17 protein-coding genes and 1 tRNA gene are annotated in these 17,580 nt (G+C 69.5%); 11 read left to right on the top strand and 7 right to left on the bottom strand.

Features of this window, described 5'->3' with window-relative positions; all coding sequences use genetic code 11:
- Positions 1–249 precede the first annotated feature (249 nt).
- Together D8670_RS13780 and D8670_RS13775 are read right to left on the bottom strand one after the other, a co-directional pair.
- Entirely contained in the window at positions 250–1,026 is a 777-nt protein-coding gene (locus D8670_RS13780) for a M14 family metallopeptidase (protein WP_121818704.1), read from the bottom strand.
- A 40-nt stretch (positions 1,027–1,066) separates the two neighbouring features.
- Positions 1,067–1,549 (bottom strand): DUF309 domain-containing protein, encoded by a 483-nt coding sequence (locus D8670_RS13775; RefSeq protein WP_121818703.1) that lies wholly within the window; start codon positions 1,547–1,549, stop codon positions 1,067–1,069.
- A 149-nt stretch (positions 1,550–1,698) separates the two neighbouring features.
- Here D8670_RS13775 and D8670_RS13770 point away from each other — a divergent pair, with 149 nt between their 5' ends.
- Both D8670_RS13770 and D8670_RS13765 read left to right on the top strand, forming a co-directional pair.
- The gene (locus D8670_RS13770) at positions 1,699–2,397 is read left to right on the top strand and encodes an HAD family hydrolase (RefSeq protein WP_121818702.1); all 699 of its coding nucleotides are present in this window, start codon (positions 1,699–1,701) and stop codon (positions 2,395–2,397) included.
- Between the two features lie 73 nt (positions 2,398–2,470).
- Positions 2,471–3,838: a hemolysin family protein gene (locus tag D8670_RS13765; protein WP_121819287.1), complete on the top strand. Its 1,368-nt coding sequence runs from the start codon at positions 2,471–2,473 to the stop codon at positions 3,836–3,838.
- Positions 3,839–3,847: 9 nt separating this feature from the next.
- On the opposite strand, the gene D8670_RS13760 is transcribed toward D8670_RS13765, so the two are convergent.
- Positions 3,848–4,447 (bottom strand): GNAT family N-acetyltransferase, encoded by a 600-nt coding sequence (locus D8670_RS13760; RefSeq protein ID WP_121818701.1) that lies wholly within the window; start codon positions 4,445–4,447, stop codon positions 3,848–3,850.
- 164 nt (positions 4,448–4,611) lie between these two features.
- Between D8670_RS13760 and D8670_RS13755 the strand changes: the two genes are divergently transcribed.
- Positions 4,612–4,695: transfer RNA gene (locus tag D8670_RS13755), tRNA-Leu, on the top strand.
- A gap of 93 nt (positions 4,696–4,788) precedes the next feature.
- On the opposite strand, the gene D8670_RS13750 is transcribed toward D8670_RS13755, so the two are convergent.
- Positions 4,789–5,538, bottom strand: a complete 750-nt coding sequence (locus D8670_RS13750) for a ribonuclease H-like domain-containing protein (RefSeq protein WP_121818700.1) — start codon at positions 5,536–5,538, stop codon at positions 4,789–4,791.
- 95 nt (positions 5,539–5,633) lie between these two features.
- Here D8670_RS13750 and D8670_RS13745 point away from each other — a divergent pair, with 95 nt between their 5' ends.
- The 4 genes from D8670_RS13745 to D8670_RS13730 all read left to right on the top strand — a co-directional run bounded on the left by D8670_RS13745 (position 5,634) and on the right by D8670_RS13730 (position 8,604).
- Positions 5,634–6,014, top strand: coding sequence for a DUF7522 family protein (locus tag D8670_RS13745; protein ID WP_121818699.1), 381 nt, complete (start codon positions 5,634–5,636; stop codon positions 6,012–6,014).
- Positions 6,015–6,058: 44 nt separating this feature from the next.
- Positions 6,059–6,883 (top strand): inositol monophosphatase family protein, encoded by an 825-nt coding sequence (locus D8670_RS13740; protein WP_121818698.1) that lies wholly within the window; start codon positions 6,059–6,061, stop codon positions 6,881–6,883.
- Positions 6,884–6,913: 30 nt separating this feature from the next.
- Complete coding sequence (locus D8670_RS13735) at positions 6,914–7,366, top strand: Lrp/AsnC family transcriptional regulator (protein WP_121818697.1); 453 nt, start codon at positions 6,914–6,916, stop codon at positions 7,364–7,366.
- A 74-nt stretch (positions 7,367–7,440) separates the two neighbouring features.
- Entirely contained in the window at positions 7,441–8,604 is a 1,164-nt protein-coding gene (locus tag D8670_RS13730) for a DUF63 family protein (protein ID WP_121818696.1), read from the top strand.
- Between the two features lie 313 nt (positions 8,605–8,917).
- On the opposite strand, the gene D8670_RS13720 is transcribed toward D8670_RS13730, so the two are convergent.
- From D8670_RS13720 to D8670_RS13710, 3 genes are all read right to left on the bottom strand, one after another.
- On the bottom strand, positions 8,918–10,633 hold the full coding sequence (locus tag D8670_RS13720; protein ID WP_121818694.1) for a YcaO-like family protein: 1,716 nt from the start codon (positions 10,631–10,633) through the stop codon (positions 8,918–8,920).
- A gap of 185 nt (positions 10,634–10,818) precedes the next feature.
- Complete coding sequence (gene tbsP, locus D8670_RS13715; RefSeq protein ID WP_121818693.1) at positions 10,819–11,637, bottom strand: transcriptional regulator TbsP; 819 nt, start codon at positions 11,635–11,637, stop codon at positions 10,819–10,821.
- 258 nt (positions 11,638–11,895) lie between these two features.
- The gene (locus D8670_RS13710; RefSeq protein ID WP_121818692.1) at positions 11,896–13,959 is read right to left on the bottom strand and encodes a hypothetical protein; all 2,064 of its coding nucleotides are present in this window, start codon (positions 13,957–13,959) and stop codon (positions 11,896–11,898) included.
- A gap of 130 nt (positions 13,960–14,089) precedes the next feature.
- Here D8670_RS13710 and glyA point away from each other — a divergent pair, with 130 nt between their 5' ends.
- From glyA to D8670_RS21745, 4 genes are all read left to right on the top strand, one after another.
- Complete coding sequence (gene glyA / locus D8670_RS13705) at positions 14,090–15,337, top strand: serine hydroxymethyltransferase (protein WP_121818691.1); 1,248 nt, start codon at positions 14,090–14,092, stop codon at positions 15,335–15,337.
- Between the two features lie 51 nt (positions 15,338–15,388).
- Positions 15,389–15,970: a hypothetical protein gene (locus D8670_RS13700; RefSeq protein WP_121818690.1), complete on the top strand. Its 582-nt coding sequence runs from the start codon at positions 15,389–15,391 to the stop codon at positions 15,968–15,970.
- 122 nt (positions 15,971–16,092) lie between these two features.
- Positions 16,093–16,986 (top strand): tetrahydrofolate dehydrogenase/cyclohydrolase catalytic domain-containing protein, encoded by an 894-nt coding sequence (locus D8670_RS13695; RefSeq protein ID WP_121818689.1) that lies wholly within the window; start codon positions 16,093–16,095, stop codon positions 16,984–16,986.
- Positions 16,987–17,049: 63 nt separating this feature from the next.
- A complete protein-coding gene (locus D8670_RS21745; RefSeq protein ID WP_310732531.1) occupies positions 17,050–17,556 on the top strand; it encodes an ABC transporter permease in 507 nt (168 codons plus the stop codon).
- Positions 17,557–17,580 lie beyond the last annotated feature (24 nt).

Raw genomic sequence — 17,580 nt, 5'->3', positions numbered from 1 at the left:
CGCACGGGGAAGGGCAGGCGCTCCGAGAGCGTGTCGCCGCGACCACCGGCGTCTTCACGAGCGAAGCGAGTGAAGGCTCGTGAGGCCTTCGGTCTCACGGCGACTCGCGCAAACTTGCGGCCTGGAACGAGCTCCGGAGGCGCTCGTTGGCGTCTTCGCGAACGGAGTGTGGGACGGCTCGGAGCGGCGAAGCCGCTCCGGTGGACATTGAAACGGCGCAGCGCGCCAGCGGCGCGCAAGGTCATTCTCTTATAGGGTGTCTATCTTCTCCGCCGCGTAGCCGAAGACGTTGGTGTAGCCGTACGGCGACAGTAAGACGGGGTAGAAGTCGTCCTCGGCGGTGAGGGGGTCGCCGTCGGCCGCCGCGAACCGCTCGCCGGCGGCGACGCGCTCGAAGTTCTCCGCGAACACCTCGTACTCGTCGGCCGGCTCCTTGTTGATGGGGCGGAGCAGCTTGTACGCCGGAAGCTCGCGCCGCACCGTGTCGCCGGGGAGGACGCCGGTCGCGGTGAGGAACTCCCGGACGATCCGGAGCGCGTTCTCCTCGGACTGGTCCGACCCCTGCAGCCCGGTCTCGATCTCGATGGCGTCCGCGGCGACGAAGATGCGCCCCTGGATGTACTCGCTCGTCTCGACGACTGCCGCGACGGAGAGCTGCGGGCAGATCTCGCGGGCCATGTCGTCGATGCCGTCGACGACCGCGAACGGCTCGGCGTACGACTGCGTGGAGTGCAGCGCCAGCGTCAGACAGCCCTCGATCTCCTCCGCGATCGCCGCCGCGAGGCGGCGCTCGTGCTCGTCGGCGTCGGGGTCGCCGGGGAACGAGCGGTTCAGGTCCGCTTCGAGGTAGCGCTCGCCGGCCTCGATCGCCTCCTCGTTCGCGATGATGAACTTCACCGGCCGGTCGACGGTGAGCGGTTCGTCGAGCAGTCGTTCGACGGCGCGCACGCCGCCCAGTTCGTCGCCGTGGATGCCGGCGACGACCGCTATCTCCGGCGTCCCGTCGCCAACCTGTTCGACTCGCATTGGGTAGTGTCAGAACCCCCGGGGTAAAGTGCGTTGAGATTCAGTGCTCCATCGCCTCGACGAACGCGAAGTCCTCCTCGCGGGCGGTCGGGCGCTCGCCGTCGAGCGGGATCTTCCAGCCGTGAAGCGCTGTAGGGTCGTTCAGCGCGTTCGTCAGCGTAGTGCGCACGTCCAGCAGGTCGACGCCGTAGAAGTCGCTCGGCACGTCGTGGAAGTACTGGAGCGCGGTGTCGAACAGCGAGCGCATCCCGTCGTCGTCCTCGAAGTCGAAGTGCTTGTACGCGCCGGCGGCGACCTGCACCATCCCGTGGAGGAACGCGCTCTCCGTGGAGCCGCGGCCGTAGTTGTACCACTCGTCCTCGAAGCAGTCGTGCGACTCGTGGAACTCCCCGGCGTTGTAGAGGCGGACGCCGTGGACCGTCGCCCGGCGGAGCGTGGCGTGCTCCCACTGCCCGTCCTCGCGCCACCCCGTGGGGTCCCCCGCGGGCGGGCCGACGGAGGCGTCCCGCGTGTGGTCGTCCATGCCCCACACGACGTTCCGGACGCGTGTAACTCCGTCGGCGAGGGTCGGCGTCCCGTCAGTTCGCCTCCGCCGGCGGTCGCGGGCAACGCGCCGCCACGAGCGATCAGTACGCCTAAGTCACGGCGGGAGGACGTTGTATCAACTATCCGATGCGATACGACGCGATCCTCTTCGACCACGACGGCGTCATCACCACGCCGCCCGCGCTCGACCTGCTTCACGCCGCCGCTCGCGAGACGTTCGCCGAGGCCGGCGTCGAGTCGCCGCCGGACCAGCACGTCGAGGGCCTCGCGCTGGGCGTCACCGTCGACTGGCTGGACGGCGTCTGCGCGGAGTACGGGCTCGACCGCGACGAGTTCTGGTCGCTCCGCGACGGCACCGCCGCCGCCTTCCAGCGCGAGGCGATCCGCGACGGGGAGAAGACGCTGTACGACGACGTCCCGGTCATCGGCGCTCTCGACCACGACCTGGGCATCGTGAGCACGAACCAGCACGAGACGATCGAGTTCGTCCTGGAGCACTTCGACCTCGCCGACCGGTTCGAGACGTACTACGGGCGCGAGCCGACCGTCGAGAGCGTCCGCCGGAAGAAGCCGAACCCCCACTACGTGGAGCGGGCCATGTCGGACCTGAGCGCCGAGCGTGCGCTGTTCGTCGGCGACAGCGAGACCGACGTCGAGGCGGCCCGCAACGCCGGCATCGACTCGGCCTACCTCCACCGCCCTCACTGCGACGGCGCGCTGACGGTCGAGCCGACGTACGAACTCGACTCGCTGACGGACCTGCACGACCTCCCCGGCGTTCGGACCGCCGACGCCGAACGCTCCGAAACGGTCTCGGAGTCCTGACCTCCTTCCCCACCGTTTAGTGGCGCGGCGGCGTACTCTGGGTCATGAACGGTCTTCTCCGGCGGTGGTGCGGGTGGTAGATGTCGTCTTCTCGGCGGGGCGCGTCCTCGCCGCGCTGTTCCTGGTCGCGCTGAACGGCTTTTTCGTCGCCGCGGAGTTCGCCTACGTCCGGATCCGATCGACGGCCGTCGACCAGCTCGTCGAGGAGGGGAAGACGGGGGCGAAGCTGCTAGAGGACGCGATGAACAATCTGGACGACTACCTCGCGACGACCCAGCTCGGGATCACCATCGCCTCGCTGGGGCTGGGGTGGATCGGCGAACCGGCCGTGGCGGCGCTGATCGAGCCGGTGGTGGCGCCGTTCCTGTCGGAGAGCATGCTCCACCTCGTCGCCTTCGCCGTCGGGTTCGGCACCATCACGTTCCTCCACGTCGTCTTCGGCGAACTGGCGCCGAAGACGATCGCGATCGCGAGGGCGGAGCACGTCGCCCTGCTCGTCGCGCCGCCGATGAAGTTCTTCTACTACATCTTCATCCCCGGGATCGTCGTGTTCAACGGGACGGCCAACTTCTTCACGCGCCTTATCGGCATCCCGCCGGCCTCCGAGACGGAGGAGACGCTCACCGAGGAGGAGATCCTGACCGTCCTCACCCGCTCCGGCAGCAAGGGCCACGTCGACAAGGGAGAGGTCGAGATGGTCGAGCGCGTGTTCGCGCTCGACGACACGACGGTCCGCGAAGCGATGGTCCCGCGCCCGGACGTCGTGACCGTGGCGGCCGACCTCCCGCTGTCGGAGCTCCGGTCGCGAATAGTCGAGGCCGGCCACACGCGATACCCGGTGCTCGACGAGGACGACGACGACAGGGTCGTCGGCTTCGTCGACGCCAAGGACGTCCTCCGGGCGAACGAACCCGCCGGCGACCAGACGAAACAGGTCACAGCCGGCGACATCGCTCGCGACATGCCGGTCATCCCGGAAACTGGCAACGTCGACGACCTCCTCACCGAGTTCCAGAACGAACGCGTCCAGATGGCCGCCGTGATTGACGAGTGGGGATCGCTGGAGGGCGTCGCCACCGTGGAGGACGTCGTCGAACTGATCGTCGGCGATATCCAGGACGTGTTCGACGCCGCCGAGCCCGAGCCAGCGATCGACCGCATCGGCGCCGGCACCTACGTCGTCGACGGGAGCGTACCCCTCTCGCAGGTCAACGAGAACCTCGACGCCGAGTTCGAGGTCGAGGACTTCGGGACGATCGGCGGGCTGGTGCTCGACCGACTCGGGCGCGCGCCGGAGATCGGCGATACCGTCGACGCGGACGGCTACGCGCTGGAAGTGCAGGAGGTGGAGGGAGCGCGGATCGCGAGCGTCATCGTCCGCGAGGGGACGGCGAACGACGGGGCGGCGGACCCGGACGACCGGGAGTCCGCGACCGAGTGAGACGCCGCTTCACCCGTTCCCGTCGCGCCACTCCTCGCGGAGGAGCCCGTACTGCACCATGTCGCGGTGCGCGCCGTCGACGAACATGAACTTCCGGCGGCGCCCCTCTTCGGCGAAGCCGAGCGACTCCAGCAACCCCCGGGAGGCGTCGTTGAACCCGAACGCCCCCGCGCCCACGGCGGGCGCGTCGTACGTTCGGAACGCGTAGTCGACGAGGAGCGAGACGGCCTCCGTCCCGTAGCCCTCGCCGTGGACCTCCGGGACCAGCCAGTAGCCGAGCTCCGGGCGCTTGTAGTCGGCGTCCTGCACGGCGACCATGCCGATCCGCCGCACGGCGGCGTCTTCGGCGTGGTCGTCGGGCGACTCCCCGAACTCCACTACCTCGTCGGGCTGGCCCGGCCCTGTCTCGTCACCGTCGAGACAGACGATGAATCGGTCCGACCCGGCGTCGTCGTCCCAGATCTCGATCTCCTCCTGATTCCTGACCGGTGTGCCGAGCGGATAGCGGATCTCGGGGTCGGTACAGCCGCGCTGGAGGAAGGGGACGTCCTCCTGCTCGGCCGTCCGGAGCGTGACTCGCTCGCCGCTCGCGACGCGTGCTCCAGGCATGTGCCGGGGGTCGCGGAGACCCGAAATATGCTTTGTGTCTCGTCGCGGGCGGGAGACACTCGGGTCGCCGGCGGCCGGGTCTCGACCGGTCGGCACGGCTCCGAGACCCACCGAGCGCAAATCGGAGCCTTCAACCCCTCCAAGGGCGTCAGCCCGAGTTGCGTGCGAGGGTAGCCAAGCCTGGAAACGGCGGCGGACTCAAGATCCGCTCCTGTAGAGGTCCAAGGGTTCAAATCCCTTCCCTCGCATCGCCGGGGACCCAACCCCGAGATGCGGAGGGCGCTCTCGGAGCGCTCTTCCCTCGCAAAACTTCTCACGACGCCGCGCCGTCAGCGACGGCCTCAGTCCGGACACTCGCAGGCGAACACGTCCTCGTGGAGGCGCTCGCACACCGTCTCCATCAGCGTTTCGAGGTTGACGGCGTCCTCTCGGTTGTAGGAGACGAGCGTCTCCAGCGCCTCGTCGTCGCCCGCCTCGTACTCCCGCCAGAGGCGGACGGCGTCCTCGCCGGAGATATCGGGGCGGTCGCGTTCGAGGCCGATGTCGCGCTCGACGGCCTTCAGGCCGCCCGAGAGGCCGAGGCGCTTGCAGGGGTACATGAGGTCGACGTGGGGCACGTCGATAGAGAGGTCGAACGACTGCTCCAGGAAGGGGACGTCGAAGCGCTTGCCGTTGAACGTGGCGACGAGCGACGCGCCCTCGAACTGTTCGCGGACGCGCTCGGCGGTGAGGTCCTCGCCGCGGACGAGCGTGGTCGTCTCGCCGTCGCGGTGGAAGCTCACGGTCGTCACGTCGTTGTAGTCGGCGCTCAGGCCGGTCGTCTCGATGTCGAAGTAGCAGGTCTCGTCTCGGAAGTTCTCGTAGAGCCTCCAGTGCTCGCCGCCGGGGAACTGCTCGGCGAAGAACTCGGCGTTCCCGTCGTCCAGGTGCTCCCAGGCGTCGGCGATGAACGACTCGACGCGCTCGCCCGTCGTCGGGCCGAGGGCGTCGGGGTCGAACTCCTCCCAGCGCGTGATGCCGTCGCGCCAGAGGCGTCGCTCGGTCGTCTCGCCCACGCCGCGGACGGGGATGAAGCTGTTCTCGATTCGCACGTGTCGGTGAGGGAACCACGGCGACTAAATCCTTTCTACCGGAGGGCGGACGGGCGGCAGTATCGTTATGGTGATGGATCGTCATGGGACGGACGATGGAAAACGCACTCCTCGCCGACGAGTCGGCCGACCGGATCGTCACGCTCTGTCGCACGGCTATCGGGGACAGCCTGCGCTCGATCACGTACTTCACCCGCGACGACTTCGAGCAGCTGTACCTCCGGGACGACCTGGAGCAGGACGCGGACCTGACGGGCTTCATCGGCCACGAGTGGCAGGACTTCAAGAACACGCAGACCGCCTACGAGGGCTCCGAGCTCGGCGACTACGAGTACACCATCCGCGCGTTCGAGAACGGCTATCTGGTGCGCGTGACGACCGACCGCGAGGGCGTGTTCGCGACGACCGGCAGCCTCACGCTCCAGCAGTACGAGGAGGTCGCGGCGGCGATCTCGAAGGTCCTCCGGGAGCGGTAGCGACCGCCGGCACGCCTTTCGGGTGCGGCGTCGACAGGGGCGATATGGACGATCAGGCCAGAGCGGAACTCGCGGAGCGGGCGGCGGCCGCCGGCGCGACGGTCGCCCGTGACGCGTTCCGCACGGCGGTCGAGGTCGAGACGAAGGCGGACGCCGAGCCGGTCACGCAGATCGACAGGGACGCCCAGCGGCGCGTGGCCGAGGTGATAGGCGAGGAGCGTCCCGGCGAGACGGTCGTCGGCGAGGAGGGCGAGACGCCGAAGTCGATCCCCGAGGGCGAGCCGGCGTGGGTCGTCGACCCCATCGACGGGACGAAGAACTTCGTCCGCGGCGCGCGGACGTGGGGGACGAGCGTCGCGGCGGTCACCGCCGACGGCGTCGCCGGGGCCGCGAACGTCTTCCCGGCGCTCGAGGACGCGTACGTCGCCGGCGGCAACGACCCGATTGCCGGGAGCGCCGGGGCGACGCGCAACGGCGAACCGATCTCGGTGAGCGACGTGTCGACGCCGGAGCGCGCGCTCGTCGGCCCGCTGATGCTGTGGACCCGGGACCGTCGGGACGAGTTCGCGACGGCGCTCGGCGAGGTCGCGCGGCGGTTCGACGACGTCCGCCGCGTCGGCTCCGCGCAGGCGATGCTATCGAGGATCGCCGCCGGCGAGATCGATGGGACGTTCACTAACCTCTCGCCGCCGCCGTGGGACACGGTCGCCGGCGTCGCGCTGATCCGGGCGGCGGGCGGCCGCGTCACCGACCTCGACGGGGACCGCTGGTCGCCGGGCGACCGGGGTCTCGTCGCCTCGAACGGCGACCTCCACGACGCCCTGCTCGACGCGGCGCAGCAGCTTCCGCGGGGCGTCGACCAGGGGTAGATTCACGGGGACGGGGTCTGAAGCCGGCGTATGGACCTCGACGACACAGATCGGGAGATCCTGCGGATCCTGCAGGCCGACGCTCGGACGCCGTTCAGCGAGATCGCGAGGGAGATCGACATGTCCAGCGCGACGGTCCACGACCGCGTCTCGCGGATGGAGGAGGCCGGCGTCATCGAGGGGTACCACGCGAGCGTCGACCCGCGGACGGTCGGGCTCGGCATCTCGGCCATCGTCGGGCTGCGCGTCGAGCAGGGGCGGGAGCAGGACACCCTCGACCGCCTCGCGGCCATCGACGGCGTGCAGGAGGTCCACCTGACCACCGGCGAGTGGGACGTGATGGCGCGGGTGTACGCCGAGGACGCCGACGAACTGCGTGAGATGATGTTCGAGCGGATCGCCCGGATGGACGGCTTCGCCCGGTCCCAGACGATGGTCATCCTCGGCACGCACCACGAGGACGAGCGGCTGCCGGTCGAGTGAGAGGCGGTGCGAGAGCCGGCGGCGGTCGTCGAACATCGGAAACGTGAAACCGTCCCGCCCCGCGTGTTCCCGCTATGGACGAGGTCCTCGACAGGGTCGACCCCGAGCGAGCGTGGGCCGCGCTCGTCGCAGGCGTCGTCGCGATACTGGGCGTCGGATCGGTCCTGTTCCCCCGGCGACTGTACGCGAACTTCATCTGGCACTACTTCTGGGGACCGGTGTACGCCGACTCCGAGGGCGCGAGCTGCGTCGCCTGGGCGAACGGGGAGCGCCGCCTGCTCGGCGGCAGCGAGTGCGCGTCGCTCAAGAACGACCCCGAGCGGCTGTCGGAGCTCGGCCCGGTCGCGGAGCCCGGCTACACCGTGGTGTCCGAGATCGGGTACGTCGTCATCCTGCTGGTCATGCTCATCGGCGTCATCTTCCTGCTCCGCCGGCTCGACCTGGAACGGTACCGGTCGCTGTTCTACGCGCTGTTCCCCTTCATGCTGTTCGGCGGGGCGCTCCGCGTCGTCGAGGACGCGAACGTCGCCGCGATCCGGGCCGGCGTCGGCCAGCCGATCAGCTACCCGCTCAACACCCTGCTCATCAGCCCGCTCATCTACTTCACGATGTTTTTCATCGCGCTCGGCGCGCTCGTCGTCGCGGTGTGGCTCGAACGCGGCGACTACGTCGACCGCTACGAGTACCCGCTCGCGGGCATCGGGACGGCGGCGCTGGTCGCCTGCGTCGGCTACCTCGCCGCGCTCGCCGCGACGACCGACTACGTGTACTTCTACCCCGCCATCCCCGCCGTCGTCCTCGTCGGCGCGACGGCCGCGGCCGCCGCGACCTGGCTCGCCGTCGAGCGGTACGTCCCCGAAGTCAACCGCGGAACGGGCCTGATCGGTCTCGTCGTGATCTGGGGACACGCGATAGACGGCGTCGCGAACGTCGTCGGCCTCGACTGGGCCGCCGAACTCGGCGTCCACTACGGCGACCTCGGTCCGAAACACCCGGTCAACGCCGGCATCGTCGACCTGACTGCAGCGGTGTTGCCGGCCAGCATCACCCACTACACCGGCACGGCGTGGCCGTTCCTGCTGGTCAAGCTCGTGGCCGCGGTGCTCGTGGTCTGGGTGTTCGACGACGAGATATTCGAGGAGAGCCCGCGCTACACCACGCTCCTACTGATCACGGTGCTCGCGGTCGGCCTCGGACCCGGGACCCGCGACATGCTCCGCGCGACCTTCGGCATTTAGCCGCTCCAGCGCGCTCTCGGGGAAGTACCGGCTCCCGCAGTCCGCACACACCGCGACCTGTACCGGTTCCGTCACGTCGACGCCTGCCACCTCCGCGCCCACCGACCGCTCTCTGAGCGCGCCCCCGCACGTGGCGCACCCGAGGTCGAACTCCGTCGTCATACTCGCACCGTCGAGATAACACAGTCGTTCATGATAATTGTTGGCACACCGCTAGATTGTACGGCGCTCCGCGCTATAAAACTACGGTATCAGTGCCCACACCGGACGCGAGGCGGTTCGAATCCGTCGAGATCGACTGTCCCTTCGGCGATCAGGGGTACGGGTGGTGCTCGCGGTCCAGGCGGGGCTCGAAGCCGAGGTCCGCCGGGACCGTCCGCGCGCGCTCGCCGAAGACGGGGTCGCCCGTGAACAGCGGCTGGGCGCCCGGGACGAGAACGCGGACCGCCTCCAAGTCGACCGCCGCCACGTCCCGCGGCGTCAGGCGGGCCGCGTACGGCGTCAGGTCCGCCTCGCCGAGGCGGTCGATCAGGGCGTCGAGTTCGGCCTCGCCATCGGGAGCGTTCGCGGGCCCAACGCGCTCGCTCGGCACGGCACCGCCGGGGTCGACGAACGCCTCGGCCGCCGGCGGGTACTCCGCGTAGCGGGCGATGGCGCTCGGGTCCTCGGCGGACTCCTCGGGTCCCATCGACCGCAGTTCCATCCAGTTCTGGACGGCCTCCGCGAGCGCCGCCGTCGCCGCCCGGTCCGGGTCCAGATCCGCGTCCGACCCGACGGCGAAGCGCGGCCACTCGCCGTCGCGGTGGACCGCCACGCTCACCACCGGCACGTCCACGTCCTGCGTGACGAGCAGCGGCGTCACCGAGAGCCCCTCCGAGCGCGCCCGCCTCGCCAGCGTCTCGAAGCGCTCGTCCTCGACCCGCAGTTCGAGCGGGTCGAACGTCGAGTACCACGCGAGCATCGTCGCGTCGCGCTCGACGACCTCGTACAGGCCCGACAGCAAGGCGCCGACGCCGGAACTCCCGAGGCCGAGCCCGGTGGTGATAGACCGGAAGTGCCGCTCCTCGGGCGGCGGGAACTGGACGGCCTCGGCGGGCAACTGCGCGGCCTCGCCGGTCGCGAGATCCTCGCCCGGCACCCACGGGATCGGCTCGTCGACCGGGTCGTCGCTCCCCCGGACCAGGTCGACGGGCCGGACCGCCCCCTCGACCGCTTCCGGCCGGGCGACCTCGAACTCGCTCTCGCGGTAGACGCCCGCGGCGTAACGCTCGATCGCCTCCCCCAGCGCCTTCATGAACGCGCCGTCCCAGTCGGCGTCGACGCCCGCCGCCTTCCGCGCCGCCGTCGCGTCGCTGAACCCGCTCGTGTCGCAGTTGGTCGCGAGGTAGTACGGTGCCGGGAACGACTCGAACTCCCCGACGTTGCCGACGATCCCGAGGCGCTCGTCCAGCGCACGCTCGGCGCGGGCGAGCGCCTCGTCGAGGTCGATCGACTTGTACCCCTGCCGCAGGTCGCGGTCCCGCCCGTCGTCGCACTCGCAGTGCGGCACCGGCAGGAACTCCCGACGAGCGTGGGGCACCTCGACGACCCCGCCGAGCACGGACGAGTTCTCGCCCGAGAGCAGGGCGACCGCCTCGCGGCCCGCCACCGCGCCGGCGACCCGGACGGCGCTCCGGTCGGCCGACGGCGAGTCGGCGACCGCCGCTTCCTCGGCGTTCGCGACGACCCGCTGGGAGAGACACCGAAAACAGCCGGTCGACGCGCCGAACCCCGAAACCGCCGCGTCCACGTCGGTCAGCGGCACGCCGCCGACGCCGCCGACTTCGACGGCCAGCCACGGCGTCTCGCCCTCGCGGGCCGCGCTGTTCGCCGCCGCGAAGACCTCGTCGCCGGTGACCCCGCTGACGACGGCGAAGTCGGCGTCGACAACGTCGTCCGGGTCGCCGGCGGCCCCGTCGACTCCGACGTCAGAGAGCGCGGCCTCGACGGCGTCTATCCCGGGACCGCTCCCGACGAACGTGACGTTCATGCCCGAGAGGTTTCGGGGAGGGAGCAAAAACGCGGCGGCTTCGCGGCGGCGGTCGGGTAGCGGAGCGGCGGAGTCGCTCCGGAGGACATAAAAAGAGCGAAGAGAGTAGCGAGGCGGCTTCGCCGCCTCGGACAATCGATCGCCTCGGCCCGCAGAAGCGCCCGCCAGGCGCTCGCGAGGGCTCTTTAGTTGAGGATAGACTGCGCGACGCTCGCGACCTGGTCGTCGTCGGCGCCGGTCAGGCGCTCGTCGCCGAGTTTGAGGCGCAGGCGCGGGCGGCCGACGTCGATCGGGACCTTCTCGGTGTCGATGAGGCCCATGTCTTCGAGCTTCGTCTTGGTGCGGGAGAACGTCGCCTTGGAGGCGATGCCCACGTCCTCGCCCCACTTGCTGATGTCGTACAGGAGGGCCTCGTTCTTGGCCGCGACGAGGAGGCTGATCGTCACTTCGTCGAGCCCGTCGCCGTCGCCGCGGGCGGTTTCGAGGGTGTCGAGGATGCCCGTGAAGTCGTCTCTGGCCTCGGGGCTGATCTCCTCGGCGAGGGTCTCCCGGACCTGCGTGATCGGGGGCGTCCGGAGGTGGAAGTCGTCGGCCTCCTCCCACTGCGTGTTGTAGGTGTCGTAGGCGGCGTCGACGAACTCGTCGTCGTCGGCCGTGAGGCCGCCGACGTGGCTGCCGGCGTCGACGAGCGCGACGACCGTCTCGCCCGTGACGAGCAGGGAGTTCTGCTGGGCGTCCTCGGTCGTGCGCAGCGTCATCGTGCCGGCGTCGATGAGGTCGGCCGCGTGACTGGCGACGATGAAGTCGTCCATCACGCCCTTGAGCGTCCGCTCGTCGGCGAGCATCCGGATCTCGGGGGCGTCGCCCTCGAAGTCCGTCGCGACGCGGATCACGTCTTCGATCGCGTCCGACGACGGGTTGACGACGATGACTTCGTCGTCAGCGTCCGCCAGCACCTGTGTCAACAGATCGCCTAGTTGTTTGTCGAGTAAATTTGAGGTCATGCCTGTAAGAGAGAAAAGGCGTTCGGCGTACTTAATTTTACTGGCCGTTCCGAAAGCAAATCTTGCTTGTGTACCGCTAACGCGATATTTTAGACGAAGAATTGCTAACATATCTCCGGGAAAATAAAGTTGGTGGGCACTGTTACCGCATATCGAGATGTCGCCCAGTGCCCTCCACCCGTCAAGCGCCCGCATCGCTTCCGCCCTGGCTCCGTCGCCACCGCTTCTGCGTTCCGGTGGCGGGGGTTACACGGGGCCCTAGATCGCGCTGCAGAGTTCGCCGGACCAGTAGAGGTCGCCGTCGTAGACGACCGGCATCTCGGCCCGGCACAGGAACGACCGCGTCGTCTCCCGGTCCAGGGCGAACTCCGACTCGTTGCCACAGAGGTAGGAGTAGTCGTTGCCCTCGATGTACGGGCGGTAGAACGCGCCCAGGTTGCCGGCCGAGAACTGGTCGTAGGTGAGCAGGAAGCCGCCGTCGCCTGTCTCCCGGAGCGTCACCGTCGCGGGAAGGCGGTTGCTGCTCTGGGTCAGGACGTGGGTCCCGTCGCCGACGACGGCGTAGTCCTTCCCCATCATGATCCGCCGGCGCGCGAGCCGCATCGCCCGTTCGATGCTGAACCCGTGGACCAGCAGCCGGGCGAACATCGACCCGACCTTGACCGCGTGGTCGTTGAGCACGCCGGAGAACGTCACCGCGCCCGCGACGCTGCCCTTCTCGACGAGCTCCATCCCCTGGTGGAAGGAGCCGCAGGCGTTGAGAAAGAACGTCTCGGCGTTGCACTCGTCGAGGCTGCTCGCCGAGAGGTAGCCGTCGGGGCAGCGCAGCCCCTGCTCCTCGCAGTGCCCGATGTAGTGGACGAAGTCGGTGTGGGACTCGAACTCGCGGGCGAGTTCGGCGCGCGGGAGGTGCTCGCGCACCGTCACCTCGAGGGAGATGTCCTCGCCGCGCTCCCGGTAGATACGCTCGACGTCGGCGTGCTCCGCGGCCATCTCGTCGTCGTTGAGGACGACGGTCACCGAGGTCTCGTCGCTCTCGCGCCGGAGGTACGACAGCCGGTTCTCGTACGCCCGGCGGGAGGACTTGAACACGTCTATCGGCGTGCCCTCGGCGAGCCAGCCGTGGATCCGCCCGCCGCGCAGTTCCGGCTTGACGACGTCGACCGACGCGACCTGTCCCGCCCCGCCCGGGACCGACGGGCCGCGGTAGAAGTCGTCGAGGGAGCGCTCTATCAGTTCGCTCCCCTCCAGCTCGGAGGTGCGGGGGCGGTAGACCAGACTCATGTCGTCGAGCAGGAACGGCAGGCAGTCGACGCGGTCGGGCACGGGGTCGACGTACGTCGAGAGATGCCAGTCTGGGAGCCGGTGTTCGATCGCGCCGTAGGGAACGTCGAGATACGCCGCCAGCCGCGCGGCCGGCGAGCGGTCGTACAGCGCGTCGGCGTCGAGCCCGAGGGCGTCGAGCAGGCTGGCCTCCGCGAGGTTCGTCGCGTACGGACCGGCGTTGCGGACCAGGCAGTCGAGGAAGAACACCTTGCGGAGGAGCCAGGTCGCGTCGCGTTCGAGGTCGGGCAGGGGGTCGAGGGCCCTGGAGACCCCCTCGGACGGCGCGCGGAGGACGGGCGACTCGCGGTCCTCGGTCACGACCGACGCCTGCAGGTAGTACGCGAGCGGGGAGAGGACGAACAGCTCCTCGAACGAGGGCGGGACGGCGAGCTCGATCCCCGTGTCGGGCGTCTCGGCGGCGATGGCGTCGGGGACCGACGCCTCCTGCTCGTCGGTCTCCACGAGTGGCGGATGACCTCGGAGCGTCGGAAACGAGCGGTCGGTCCCCGTGGTCTTGTGCGACGACGGGAGGTGGGTGAGCGCCGTCGCCAGCCCCTCGGGCGTCGGCGGCACCGTGATCACGCCCACCGGCCGCTCGTGGCGGCTCCGGAACCCCGCGACGCAGCGCTGGGTCTCGGAGAACGAGACGACGATCTCGTCGAACTCGTCGGTCGTCCGGACGGTGACCGACCCCTCGAACTGGAGGTACACCTTGATCTGGGCGTCGATGTCGGCGACGTACTCGTCCTCGGGGAGCTCCAGCGGCGAGGTGGCGTCGCCGAGCTCGTAGCGCTCGTCGCCGGTCACGGAGGTGAGATAGACGATAGACACCGGAAAGCGGAGCTCGTCGGCCGCGAACTCGACCGCCGTGTCCACCGGCCGGGGGAGGTCCGCGTCGCCGGACCGGAGCTCGAAGCCCGACGTTTTCACCGAGAGTTCGGAGTTGTCGTTGCCGAACACCCGGAGGCCCGTCTCCGTCACCTCCCACTCGATCATTCGACTGAGAACATGACGTAAAGACAGGTTATTCTTTCGGAGAGACACTGGTTACCACGCTGACTCGTCCCACGGCAGTGGCCGACGCAGGAAAGGTACACTTATGGACGGCGCAGACGGCGAATGAAACATGAACTACGACCGCGTCCGCGAGGTCGATCCGGCCGTCGCCGACGCCCTCGGCGGCGAAGTAGAGCGCCAGCAGGACACGCTGGCGATGATCGCGAGCGAGAACCACGCGAGCGAGGCAGTCATGGAAGCCCAGGGGAGCGCGCTGACGAACAAGTACGCCGAGGGGTACCCCGGCTCCCGCTACTACGCGGGCTGTGAACACGCCGACGAGGTCGAGGAGCTGGCGATCGAGCGCGCGAAGGAGCTGTGGGGGGCCGAGCACGTCAACGTCCAGCCCCACAGCGGCACGCAGGCCAACATGGGCGTCTACCTCGCCATGCTCGAACCCGGCGACAAGATCCTCTCGCTGGACCTGAACCACGGCGGCCACCTCAGTCACGGCCACCGCGCCAACTTCACCGGCCAGCTCTACGAGGTCGAGCAGTACGAGGTCGACGAGGAGACCGGCTACATCGACTACGAGGGCCTCCGCGAGCAGGCCGAGGAGTTCGATCCGGACATCGTCGTCTCGGGCTACTCCGCGTACCCGCGCGAGGTCGACTTCGAGCGCATCCAGGAAGCCGCCGACGCGGCCGACGCCCTCCACCTCGCCGACATCGCCCACATCACCGGGCTGGTCGCCGCCGGCGTCCACGAGTCGCCGGTCGGCGTCGCCGACTTCGTCACCGGCAGCACGCACAAGACGATCCGCTCCGGCCGGGGCGGCATCATCATGTGCGACGAGGAGTACGCCGACGACATCGACCCCTCCGTCTTCCCCGGCGCGCAGGGCGGCCCCCTCATGCACAACATCGCGGGCAAGGCGGTCGGCTTCAAGGAGGCGCTCGAACCGGAGTTCGAGGACTACGCCGAGCAGGTCGTCGAGAACGCCGAGGTCCTCGGCGAGACGCTGAAGGACCGCGGGTTCAGCCTCGTCTCCGGCGGGACCGACACCCACCTCGTCCTCGCGGACCTGCGCGACTCCCACCCCGACGTCACGGGCAGCGACGCCGAGGAGGCCTTAGAGGAGGTCGGCATCGTCCTCAACGCGAACACGGTGCCCGGCGAGACGCGCTCGCCGTTCGTCGCCAGCGGCATCCGCGCCGGCACCCCCGCGCTCACGACGCGCGGGTTCGGCCCCGACGAGATGGAACAGGTCGGCGCCTGCATCGCTGACGTCGTCGACAACATCGGCGACGAGGACGTGATGGCCGAGGTCAGCGAGCGCGTGCAGGACCTCTGCGAGGAGCACCCCCTCTACGAGTAGGCCGGCCGACGGACTACGCCTTTTTTCGCCGTCGCCCCCGTAGCGTCCGGTGTGACCTCCAGACGCGCTCTCCTCGCCGGCGCGGCGGGGCTTCTCGCCGCGCTCGCTGGCTGTTCGACCGGCGACGGCGGTAGCGGCGGGGACGACAGCGACGGCGGCGACGATACCGACGCGACGACGGAACCGGGAAGCGGGACGGACGAGGCGTCGAACGGCGGGTCGAGTGACGAGGAGGACGACGCGGACGGCGCGACGTCCGCCGATCCGGACGACCTCGACCTCCGCGAGGCGAACGTCACCGGCGTGGCGGTCGCATCGGAAGGCGACGGCGAGTACCGCTTCGACGTGACCCTCGTTCACGATGACGACGGCGAGGACGGCTACGCGAACTGGTGGCAGGTCGAGACCTGCGGCGGCCAGCGCCTCGGCCGACGCGACCTCGCGCACGCGCACGGGACGGAGGGGTTCACCCGGTCGACCACCGTCTCGGTGCCGGACGACGTCGACCGAGTGGTCGTCCGCGGCCACGACCAGACCCACGAGTACGGCGGGCAGGCGGCCGTCGTCGCGGTCGAGAACGGCGAGACGCGGTTCGTTCGGCAGGGTGCCGACCCGGAGCGGAACGTCTGTTGACGGCTCGGCCCGTCGCGGCCGCGACAGATCCGATCCACGATCGAGTATAGAAGGTGGTTTTTGGCGTTGAATATGAGCACGAACCCGAGGGTTGAAGGGCTCCGCGCTCCCTCGTTCACCCAATGACGCACGTCATCGACGGCAACGCCGTGGCCGACGATATCCGCGACGACCTCTCTGACGCCATCGACTCGCTCGCCGACGGGGGCGTGACGCCCGGTCTCGCCACCGTCCTCATGAGCGACGACGGCTCCAGCGAGACGTACGTGAAGATGAAACAGCGCGCCTGCGAGGACGTGGGCATCAACGGCATCCACGTCGAGATCGGCGCCGACGCCCCCGCCGAGGAGCTGTACGAGACCATCGACGACCTCAACGACGACCCCGAGGTCCACGGCATCCTCGTCCAGATGCCCGTCCCCGACCACGTCGACGAGCGCGAAGTGCTCCGGCGGGTCGACCCGATGAAGGACGTGGACGGCTTCCACCCCGAGAACGTCGGCCGCCTCGTCGCGGGCGACGCCCGGTTCAAGCCCTGCACGCCCCACGGCATCCAGCGCCTCCTCGCCGCCGCCGACGTGGACCCCGAGGGGAAAGACGCCGTCGTCGTCGGCCGCTCGGAGATCGTCGGCAAGCCGATGGCGAACCTCCTCGTACAGAAGGCCGAGGGCGGCAACGCGACCGTCACGGTGTGTCACTCCCGCACCGACGACCTCGCCGAGAAGACCCGGAACGCGGACATCGTCGTCGCGGCCGCCGGCGTCCCGGAGATGATCGACGGATCGATGATCGGCGAGGGCGCGGTCGTGGTCGACGTGGGCGTCAACCGCGTGGACGCCGACAACGACAAGGGGTACGAACTCGTCGGCGACGTGGAGTTCGAGAGCGCGAAGGAGAAAGCGAGCGCCATCACGCCCGTCCCCGGCGGCGTCGGCCCGATGACTATCGCGATGCTCCTCTACAACACGGCGAAGGCGGCGGGGATGCAGGAAGGGGTCGAAGTCGAACTCCCCTGACCGCCGCCGCCCAGTCCGCGACGCCCCTGCGCCTTTTCCCCCGCAGCCCGTAGTGCGGAGTAGATGGCGCCGAAACTCGAAACCGACGACCTCACCAGAGTCGTCGACGGCGAGCGCATCGTCGACGGCGTGGACCTCCGGATCCGCGAGGGGGAGGTGGTGGCCGTCATCGGCTCGTCGGGAGCGGGCAAGTCGTCGTTTCTCCACCTGCTCAACCGCCTCGACGAGCCGACCGCGGCGGCGTGGATCTCCCGCGAGCACGGCGACGCGATCCCGGGGGCGTTCAGCGCCTCCGCCGCGGGCTATCGGCGAGTACGTCTCGCCCAGCGTCTACGCTGCCCTGATACCGGGCTCGACCGGATCAAGAGCCTCGGCATCGTGACGATCCCGGGGCTGATCATCGCGGGGGAGAACCCGGTGTACGCGGCCCAGTACCAGTTCGCGATCATGCTGCTGCTGTTCGCCGCCGGCGGCCTGACCAGCGCGGCCAGCATGCTGCTGGTGCGGCGCCGCGTGTTCACCGACGCGAAGCAACTCGACGACGCGGTCCTCGACGCCATCGACGCGTGAGGCGCCGGCGTCCCCGCCGCTCGG

Source organism: Halostella limicola (assembly GCF_003675875.1).
GTDB classification, from domain to species: Archaea; Halobacteriota; Halobacteria; order Halobacteriales; family Natronoarchaeaceae; genus Halostella; species Halostella limicola.
This window is presented reverse-complemented; position numbering and strand designations above follow the sequence as displayed.

Coding starts and splice junctions, on each gene's coding strand:
- D8670_RS13780 (WP_121818704.1), bottom strand. CDS start 1,026: ATGCGAGTCGAACAGGTTGGCGACGGGACGCCGGAGATAGCGGTCGTC.
- D8670_RS13775 (WP_121818703.1), bottom strand. CDS start 1,549: ATGGACGACCACACGCGGGACGCCTCCGTCGGCCCGCCCGCGGGGGAC.
- D8670_RS13770 (WP_121818702.1), top strand. CDS start 1,699: ATGCGATACGACGCGATCCTCTTCGACCACGACGGCGTCATCACCACG.
- D8670_RS13760 (WP_121818701.1), bottom strand. CDS start 4,447: ATGCCTGGAGCACGCGTCGCGAGCGGCGAGCGAGTCACGCTCCGGACG.
- D8670_RS13745 (WP_121818699.1), top strand. CDS start 5,634: ATGGAAAACGCACTCCTCGCCGACGAGTCGGCCGACCGGATCGTCACG.
- D8670_RS13740 (WP_121818698.1), top strand. CDS start 6,059: ATGGACGATCAGGCCAGAGCGGAACTCGCGGAGCGGGCGGCGGCCGCC.
- D8670_RS13735 (WP_121818697.1), top strand. CDS start 6,914: ATGGACCTCGACGACACAGATCGGGAGATCCTGCGGATCCTGCAGGCC.
- D8670_RS13730 (WP_121818696.1), top strand. CDS start 7,441: ATGGACGAGGTCCTCGACAGGGTCGACCCCGAGCGAGCGTGGGCCGCG.
- D8670_RS13720 (WP_121818694.1), bottom strand. CDS start 10,633: ATGAACGTCACGTTCGTCGGGAGCGGTCCCGGGATAGACGCCGTCGAG.
- tbsP (WP_121818693.1), bottom strand. CDS start 11,637: ATGACCTCAAATTTACTCGACAAACAACTAGGCGATCTGTTGACACAG.
- D8670_RS13710 (WP_121818692.1), bottom strand. CDS start 13,959: ATGATCGAGTGGGAGGTGACGGAGACGGGCCTCCGGGTGTTCGGCAAC.
- glyA (WP_121818691.1), top strand. CDS start 14,090: ATGAACTACGACCGCGTCCGCGAGGTCGATCCGGCCGTCGCCGACGCC.
- D8670_RS13695 (WP_121818689.1), top strand. CDS start 16,093: ATGACGCACGTCATCGACGGCAACGCCGTGGCCGACGATATCCGCGAC.
- D8670_RS21745 (WP_310732531.1), top strand. CDS start 17,050: ATGGCGCCGAAACTCGAAACCGACGACCTCACCAGAGTCGTCGACGGC.